7 protein-coding genes are annotated in these 8,053 nt (G+C 71.9%); 4 read left to right on the plus strand and 3 right to left on the minus strand.

The features are described from left to right. The first annotated feature begins 12 nt into the window (after window positions 1–12). Window positions 13–873, plus strand: a complete 861-nt coding sequence (gene purU, locus JHE00_RS07790) for a formyltetrahydrofolate deformylase (protein ID WP_307831852.1) — start codon at window positions 13–15, stop codon at window positions 871–873. Here purU and JHE00_RS07795 read toward each other — a convergent pair. Genes JHE00_RS07795 through JHE00_RS07805 form a run of 3 tightly spaced genes read right to left on the minus strand, consistent with a single transcriptional unit; the run spans window position 826 to window position 3,766 of the window. Then, window positions 826–1,662, minus strand: coding sequence for an ABC transporter ATP-binding protein (locus tag JHE00_RS07795; protein ID WP_200316340.1), 837 nt, complete (start codon window positions 1,660–1,662; stop codon window positions 826–828). The genes purU and JHE00_RS07795 overlap by 48 nt on opposite strands. Continuing rightward, a complete protein-coding gene (locus tag JHE00_RS07800; RefSeq protein ID WP_372440378.1) occupies window positions 1,659–2,714 on the minus strand; it encodes a FecCD family ABC transporter permease in 1,056 nt (351 codons plus the stop codon). Before JHE00_RS07800 ends, JHE00_RS07795 begins: the two co-directional genes overlap by 4 nt. Next, entirely contained in the window at window positions 2,711–3,766 is a 1,056-nt protein-coding gene (locus tag JHE00_RS07805) for a FecCD family ABC transporter permease (protein WP_200316342.1), read from the minus strand. The genes JHE00_RS07800 and JHE00_RS07805 overlap by 4 nt, the downstream gene beginning before the upstream one ends. 121 nt (window positions 3,767–3,887) lie before the next feature. Here JHE00_RS07805 and JHE00_RS07810 point away from each other — a divergent pair, with 121 nt between their 5' ends. From JHE00_RS07810 to JHE00_RS07820, 3 genes are all read left to right on the plus strand, one after another. After that, window positions 3,888–5,576: an ABC transporter transmembrane domain-containing protein gene (locus tag JHE00_RS07810; protein ID WP_443678453.1), complete on the plus strand. Its 1,689-nt coding sequence runs from the start codon at window positions 3,888–3,890 to the stop codon at window positions 5,574–5,576. Further along, complete coding sequence (locus JHE00_RS07815; RefSeq protein ID WP_200316344.1) at window positions 5,573–7,324, plus strand: ABC transporter ATP-binding protein; 1,752 nt, start codon at window positions 5,573–5,575, stop codon at window positions 7,322–7,324. Before JHE00_RS07810 ends, JHE00_RS07815 begins: the two co-directional genes overlap by 4 nt. Window positions 7,325–7,500: 176 nt before the next feature. Next, window positions 7,501–8,016 carry a hypothetical protein gene (locus tag JHE00_RS07820; protein ID WP_200316463.1) on the plus strand — a complete coding sequence of 172 codons (516 nt, stop codon included), beginning with the start codon at window positions 7,501–7,503 and terminating at the stop codon, window positions 8,014–8,016. The last annotated feature ends 37 nt before the right edge of the window (window positions 8,017–8,053 follow it).

Genomic DNA, 8,053 nt, shown 5'->3' on the forward strand with positions numbered 1-8,053 from the left:
GAATGGGAAGCCGTGCCTGACTCGCGCCAGTATGTGATCACGTTCGGCTGCCCCGACCGGACCGGGATCGTCGCCCGCATCGCGTCGTTTCTCGCCGAGGTCGGCGGGTGGATCGTCGAAGCCGCCTATCACACCGACCCGGACACGGGCTGGTTCTTCACCCGCCAGGTCGTGCGCGCCGACTCGCTGCCGTTCGACGTGGACGAGCTGCGCGCCCGGTTCGCGGGCGTCGCACGGTCGCTGGGAGCCGAGTCCGACTGGAGCGTGACCGACACCGGACAGCGCCGCCGCATCGTGGTGCTCGTGTCGAAGGAGGCCCACTGCCTCTACGACCTGCTGGGCCGCGTCGCCTCCGGCGAGCTGGACGTGGACGTGCGGGCCGTGATCGGCAATCACGACGGACTGGCCGACATCACCAGGGCGCACGGCATCCCGTTCCACCACGTGTCCTTCGCCGAGGACAAGGCGGCCGCGTTCGCCGAGGTCGCCAAGCTCGTCGACGAGCACGACCCGCACGCGGTGGTGCTGGCCAGGTTCATGCAGATCCTGCCGCCGGAGCTGTGCCAGGCGTGGGCGGGCAGGGCGATCAACATCCACCACAGCTTCCTGCCGTCGTTCATCGGCGCGCGGCCGTACCACCAGGCCCACCAGCGGGGCGTGAAGCTCGTCGGCGCCACGTGCCACTACGTGACCGCCGACCTCGACGCGGGCCCGATCATCGAGCAGGACGTGATCCGCGTCGACCACGGCGACTCCGTGGCCGACATGGTGCGCAAGGGCCGCGACATCGAGAAGGTCACTCTCGCTCGCGGCCTGCGCTGGCACCTAGAGAGCCGCGTGCTCGTGCACGGCAACCGGACCGTCGTGCTCTGAGCGCTTCTTGCGCGCGTTGGGCACGATCAGCGGCGTGCCGCTCTCGGGGTCGTCGATGACGCGGCACGGCAGGCCGAACACGTCCTCGACGAGCTCCGCGGTGATGATCTCCGACGGGACACCCTGCGCGGCGATCTCGCCGCCGGGGCGCATGACGATCAGGTGCGAGCCGTAGCGGCAGGCCTGGTTGAGGTCGTGCAGCACGGCGACGAGCGTGTGCTGCTTGTCCTCGTGCAGGTCGGCGCACAGGTCGAGCACCTCGACCTGGTGGGCGATGTCGAGGAACGTCGTGGGCTCGTCGAGCAGCAGGATCGAGGTCTGCTGGGCGAGCACCATCGCGAGCCACACCCGCTGGCGCTGTCCACCGGAGAGCTCGTCGACGAGCCTGCCGGAGAGCTCGAGCACGCCGGTGAGCCGCATCGACTCGGTGACCACGCCCTCGTCCTCCGACGACCACTGGCGCAGCAGCTTCTGGTGCGGGTATCGCCCGCGCGCGACGAGGTCGCCGACGGTGATGCCGCTGGGCGCGATCGAGGTCTGCGGCAGCAGGCCGAGGCGCCTGGCGACCTCGCGGGAGCGGTACGACGAGATGAGCTTGCCGTCGAGGTGCACGCCGCCCGTCTTGGGCTTGAGCATCCTCGCGAGCGCCTTCAGCAGCGTGGACTTGCCACACGCGTTGGGTCCGATGATGACGGTGAACGAGCCGTCGGGGATCTCCACCCCGAGGTCGGTCGCGACGACGGCCTGCTCGTAGGCCAGCGTCAGGTTCTCGGCATACAGCCGGCTCATGAATACCTAGCCTTCCCGCGCCATTCCGACGCCAACAACCAGATCAGGTACAGCCCGCCGATGCACCCGGTGGCCGTGCCGACCGGGAGCTGCGCGGTGGGAAACGCTCGCTGGATCGCGAAGTCGCCCGCTATCAGCAGCAGCCCGCCCATGAGCGCCGACGAGATCAGTCCCGGCGACGCCGACTTGGTGAGTCTGCGGGCGAGCTGCGGTGCGGCGAGCGCGACGAACACGATCGGGCCCGCCGCGGCGGTCGCGAAGGCCGCGAGCAGCACGCTCACGACGATCAGCACGGCACGGCTGCGCTGCACCCCGACGCCGAGCGCCTTGGCGGAGTCGTCGCCGAGTTCCATCATCGCGAGCGACCGCGAGTGGTACAGCGCGAGCGGGAGCAGCACGAGGATCGCGAGTCCCGCGGCGGCGACGTGTTCCCAGCCGCGCCCGTTGACGCTGCCGACGAGCCAGGCCTGTGCCGTGAGCGCGTCGTAGAGGCTCGCGCGCGTGATGAGGTAGGAGTTCACCGCCAGCGCGAGCGCGTTGAGGCCGATTCCGATGAGGACGAACCGGAACCCGTGCACACCACGGCTGAACGCGAGCACGTAGATGAGCAGCGCGGTGATGATCGCGCCGAGCAGTGCGCCGACGGCGATCTGGTACATCCCGCCGCCGAACACGATGATCACCAGCAGGGCGCCGGTGGCCGCGCCGTTGTTGAAGCCGATGAAGTCGGGGCTGCCGAGCGGGTTGCGGGTGAGTCCCTGCAGGATCGCCCCGCTGGCCGCGAGCGCCGCCCCCACGAACAGGGCGGTGAGCAGCCTCGGCATGCGCAGGGTGTTGACGATGAAGTCGGCGGAGCCCTCGCCGGTGCCCGTGACGGCGCCGAGCACCTCGCCGACGGAGAGCTGGTACTCCCCCGTCATGAGCGTGGCGCACATGACCACCAGCAGCACCACGACGATGCCGACGCACACCGAGACCGAGCGGCCCGCGACGCGCACGGACATCGCCTCGCTCCGGGTCCGCAGCACCCGGCCGGTCACCACGGGGCTCACAGGCTCGTCAGCTTTCGCTTGCGGCACAACGCGATGAAGACCGGCACGCCGATGGCGGCCGTCACGATGCCCACCTGAACCTCCGAGGGTGGCGCGATGAGTCGGCCCACGATGTCGGAGCCGACCAGCAGGACGGGGGCGAGCACGAGCGAGTACGGCAACACCCAGCGCTGGTCCGGACCCGCGATGAGCCTGGCCATGTGAGGCACGGCGAGTCCGACGAACGCGATCGGGCCCGCCGCGGCGGTCGCGGCGCCGCAGAGCAGGGTGATCGCGATGGCCCCGACCACGCGGACGCGGTCGGGGTGTGCGCCGAGCGCGCGGCCGAGGTCCTCGCCCATCGCGAGCGCGTTGAGCGGGCGGATCAGCAGCAGGGCCACGACGATGCCGACGACGATGAACGGCAGCACCGGCAGCAGTACGTCGTAGAAGCGGCCCGCGAGCGAGCCGACCTGCCAGAAGCGGTACTGGTCGAACGCCTCGGGGTCCATCAGCAGCACGGCGCTGTTGAACGCGAAGAGCACCGCCGTCACGGCCGCGCCCGCGAGCACGAGGCGTTCCGGCGAGGCGGTGCGGCGACCCGAGGAGCCGATCACGTAGACGACGACCGAGGCGATGGCGGCACCGGCGAAGGCGAACCAGACGTAGCCGAGCAGCGACGAGATGCCGAGGAAGCCCAGCGAGATCACGACGCCGGTGGCGGCGCCGGTGGTGACCCCGAGCAGTCCCGGCTCGGCGAGCGGGTTGCGGGTGAGCGCCTGCATGAGCGCGCCCGCGAGCCCGAGCGCGGCGCCGACGAGCATGCCGAGCAGCGTTCTCGGGACGCGGTACTCGTGGATGATCACGGCGTCGTTGGAGCCGTCGTTGTTCCAGAGCACGTCCCACGTGGCCGTGAACGGAATGCTCTTGGAGCCGAGCCAGACGCTGAGCAGCCCGAGCACGACGAGTGCCGCGAGCGCGACCAGCAACCCGACGGCTTTGAGCGTGTTCGGGGTACGCCGGGGGCCGACCACGTCAGCTGACTGTGGTGGTGACGACGTGGCGACCGACATAAGGTGAGGCTAACCGAACGGGTGAGGGCTGGTCCATCGTGACGAAGTTCGCGTTCGCAGGTCTGGACCCTGCGTGAGCTTAAGCTAGCCTAACCTCCGCTATTTGTGCGGAGGTGGTCCAGTGTCGCTGCCAACCGGCCGGAGCGTGTTGCGCGAGGCCGTGTCGGGGCAACGGAAGCTGATCGGCGGCGCGGCCGTGCTGGCATCGGTGCACCAGGGTGGAGAAGCCCTCGTGCCCGTGATCGTCGGCATCGTGATCGACGAGGCGGTGTCCACGGGTTCGACCAGCGCGCTCGTGCGCTGGATCGTCGTGCTCGCCGTGGTGTTCGGTGCCCTGTCCATGAGCTACAGGCTCGCCGCGAGGGCCGCCGAGCGCGCGTCCGAGCAGGCCGCGCACGGGCTGCGGCTGCGCCTGACGCGGCGCGTGCTCGACCCGCGCGGCGGCGCCGAGTCGGGCAGGCTGCCCGGCGCGCTGGTCAACATCGCGACCGGTGACGCCAAGCGCGTCGGCTCGGTCAACGGGCTGCTGCCCTTCGGCGTCGCCGGGTTCGTCGGCCTGCTGGTGAGCGCGGTGCTGCTGCTGCGGATCTCCGTGCCGCTCGGGTTGCTCGTGCTGCTCGGGACACCGCCGCTGCTCTGGCTGACCCACCTCGTCGGCAAGCCGCTGGAGCGGCGCAGCGGCGATGAGCAGGAACGCGCCGCGCACGCCTCGGGCGTCGCGACCGACCTCGTGTCCGGGCTGCGGGTGCTCAAGGGCATCGGGGCCGAGGCCGCCGCCGTGGCGCGCTACCGGCGCACGAGCCAGGACTCGCTCGCCGCCACACTGCGAGCCGCCCGCGCCCACGCGGGTCACGACGGCGCGATCCTGGCGCTCACCGGCGTCTTCATCGCCGTGGTCGCCCTCGTCGGCGCCAACCTGGCCGCGAGCGGGTCGATCTCGGTGGGCGAGCTGGTGGCCGCCGTGGGGCTCGCGCAGTTCCTGCTCGGGCCGTTCCAGATCTTCGCCTGGGTCAACGGCCAGCTCGCCCAGAGCAGGGCCTCGGCGGGGCGCGTCGCCTCGGTGCTCGCCGCCCAGCCCACCGTGACCTCGGGCACGGGCTCGCCCGCCGAGCGCCCCGAGGGCGGGCTGCGGCTGCGCGGCGTCACGCACGGCAGCCTCACCGGACTCGACCTCGACGTCGCACCCGGCGAGCTGCTCGGGGTGGTGTCCCCCGATCCCGCGTGCGCCGCACACCTGCTCGAATGCCTCGGCCGCGAGACCGACCCCGCGTCGGGCTCGCTGGAGCTCGACGGCGTGGCCTTCACCGAGACAGACCCGCACGAGCTGCGCCGCGCGGTGCTCGTCGCCGCGCACGACGCCGACCTGTTCGAGGGCAGCCTGCTCGACAACGTCGTGGCGCTGAGCCGCGGCGGCGAGGGCGCCGAGCGCGCACTGACCGCGGCGGCCGCCGACGAGGTGGCCCAGACCCTGCCCGAGGGCGTGCACACACTGGTCGCCGAGCGCGGCCGGTCGCTGTCCGGCGGGCAGCGGCAGCGGGTGGCGCTGGCCAGAGCGCTGGCTGCCGATCCGCCGGTGCTCGTGGTGCACGACCCGACCACGGCCGTCGACGCCGTGACCGAGGCCCGCATCGCCGGTGAGCTGCGCGAGATCCGGCGGGGCCGCACGACGGTGCTGGTGACCACGAGCCCCGCGCTGCTCGCCGAGACCGACCGCGTCGTGGTGCTCGACGGCGGCGCGGCGGGCGCGCAGGGCACCCACGCCGACCTCGTCCACGCCGACCCCGGCTACCGAACGGCGGTGCTCTCGTGAGCGAACGCGAACTGCTGCCCACCGCCACCGGCAAGCGCACCGCCGCCGCCGTCGGCGAACTGCTGCGCCCCCGCAGGGCGCTGGCCGTCGCCGCGTTCGGCGTGCTGACGGCCGCCACCGGCATCGGACTGCTGACGGCGCCCCTGCTCGGCTACATCGTCGACCTCGTCGCCGATGGCGAGTCCGACTTCATGCTGCCGGTGGTGGCGCTCGTGATCGTGGCGCTGGTGCGGGGCGCGGGCAACGCGTGGGGGCTCGCGCTGGTGTCGCGCCTCGGCGAGGGGATGCTCGCGACGCTGCGCGAGCGGTTCATCGAGCGTGCGCTCAGCCAGCCGCTGGAGCGCGTCGAACGCGCGGGCTCCGGCGATCTCACCTCGCGCGTCACCAACGACGTCGCGATGATCGCCCGGTCGGTGCGGGAGGCGCTGCCGGAGCTGGGCCGTTCCGCGCTGACGATCCTGCTCACGTTCGTCGGGCTCGCCGTGCTGGACTGGCGGTTCCTGCTCGCCGCGCTGCTGGCCACGCCGATCCAGCTCTACACGGTGCGCTGGTACGTGCGCCGTGCGATCCCGCTCTACGCCGACCAGCGGGTGCGCGACGGCGCCCAGCAACAGCAGCTGCTCGACACCGTCGGCGGCGCGCGCACGGTGCGCGCGTTCCGGCTCGGCGACGAGCACGTGGAGCGGGTGCGGGAGCGTTCACAGACCGTCGTGGACGTGACGATGCGCGCGACCAGGCTGGTCACGCGGTTCTTCTCGCGGCTGAACCTGGCCGAGTTCGTGGGGCTCTCCGCGATCCTCGTGACCGGTTTCCTGCTCGTGGGCAACGGCACCGCGACCATCGGCACGGCGACCGCGGCCGCGCTGTACTTCCACAGCCTGTTCAACCCCATCAACGCGGCGCTGGCGCTGGTCGACGACGCCCAGTCGGCGGCGGCGAGCCTCGCGCGCCTGGTCGGCGTGGCCGACCTGCCCACCGAACAGGAGCCCGAGCAGCCGGCGACGCCGGTGGACGCGTCGGTGAAGGCGGCCGCGGTGAGCCACGCCTACGTCGCCGACCACGACGTGCTGCGCGACGTCGACCTCGACATCGTGCCCCGCGAACGGGTCGCGCTGGTCGGCGCGAGCGGAGCGGGCAAGACGACGCTGGCGAAGCTGATCGCGGGCATCCACAGCCCGACGTCGGGCACGCTCGCGCTGGGCGGCGTCGGCCTCGCCGACCTCGGCCACGCGGGCACCCGCCGCACGGTGGCGCTGATCAGCCAGGAGGTGCACGTCTTCGCGGGCACGCTCGCCGAGGACCTCCGGCTCGCCAAGCCCGACGCGAGCGACGAGCAGCTGCGGGCCGCACTCGACCGGGTCGGCGCGCTGCCGTGGGTGGACGCCCTCCCGGACGGACTGTCCACTGTGGTCGGAGAAGCCGCGCACCGGTTGACGGTCACGCAGTCCCAGCAGCTCGCACTGGTGCGACTGGTGCTGGCCGACCCGCCGATCGCGATCCTCGACGAGGCCACCGCCGAAGCGGGCAGTGCCGGCGCGAAGGTGCTGGAGAAGTCGGCGGGCCGGGCGCTCGAGGGCCGCACGGGACTCGTGGTGGCCCACCGGCTCACGCAGGCCGCCGCCGCCGACCGGATCGTGGTGCTCGACGCGGGCCGCGTGGTGGAGACCGGAACGCACGAGGAACTGGTCGCGGCGGGCGGGCGTTACGCGACGCTGTGGCAAGCCTGGTCGGATCACCGGGAGCTTTAGGGCAATCGTCCGGTGTGGACGTTTGAATCGCCCTTCCTTCGGGAAGGACAGCCCGCGCCGGAGGGGGTTGCCCGCGGGTGGTTGATACCACCCACAGGCATCCTCGAGGGCCTCTCGCGCATCTCCCCGGTAAGAGCCCCACGAGGGCGCTGCACCGAGAGAGCGGAGGAAAGAGCATGATGGCGAACCGCACGAAGACCTTTGGCATTGCAGCCGCCACCGGCACGATCGCCGCGGGTGCCCTGTTGGCGGGCGCGGGCGCCGCACAGGCCAACCCCTCCGACACCAACACCTGCCAGCCCGGCCAGGTCATGGCCTACGCCGAAGAGGTGCCGTCGGACAGCACCCAGCACGCCAACTACGTGGTCTCCTTCAAGACCACCGAGCCCGGCACGCAGTGCCTGCTCACCGGCACCCCGAAGGACCTCACCTTCCACGACGCCTCGGGCGCGGAGCTGCCGGTGGACAGCTACTCGACCGGTTCGGAGAACACGCAGGTGCTGATCGACAGCACCCATCCCGCGCAGGTCGAGGTGCAGGCGCCGAACCCGCAGGAGCAGGGCGAGCCCGCCACCACCGCGAGCTTCACCATGTCCAACTCCACCGACGGCGTTCCGTTCAGCATCGCCTGGAAGGCCGACCTGAACGGCCCGGTCGAGATCGGCTCGCTCACCGGCGGCGTCGTCAGCTGATCCAGACCCGCAGGGGGGAGACGAGAGCGGTCCCGGT

This window comes from Prauserella cavernicola, from assembly GCF_016595675.1.
GTDB lineage: Bacteria > Actinomycetota > Actinomycetes > Mycobacteriales > Pseudonocardiaceae > Prauserella_A > Prauserella_A cavernicola.